This is a genomic window from Serratia sp. ASV30, from assembly GCF_016428815.1.
Classification (GTDB): domain Bacteria; phylum Pseudomonadota; class Gammaproteobacteria; order Enterobacterales; family Enterobacteriaceae; genus Chania; species Chania fonticola_C.
Map to the genome: position 1 here is coordinate 1 of NZ_JAELTL010000295.1, position 254 is coordinate 254.

Genomic DNA, 254 nt, shown 5'->3' on the forward strand with positions numbered 1-254 from the left:
AAGTGTTCATCAGGTACTCGATCGGTACTGCGGAAGAGGGGGGGAGATTAGTCACCCAAACCTGAGTGGTGTGAAACAGCCAGGCCGATCGGGTACTATGGCGGTTCTATGCCAGCCGGTATACAGGCTGTCTCTTATACACATCTCCGAGCCCACGAGACAGGAGGTATCATCGCGTATGCCGTCTTCTGCTTGAAAAAGGGGGGGGGGGGGGGGGGGGGGGGGGGGGGGGGGGGGGGGGGGGGGGGGGGGGG

Annotated in this window: 1 pseudogene; it reads right to left on the reverse strand. The window is 63.0% G+C overall.

What is annotated here, in order from left to right:
• Window positions 1-51 precede the first annotated feature (51 nt).
• Window positions 52-254, reverse strand: a pseudogene (locus JHD74_RS26520) (hypothetical protein); the annotation flags it as partial.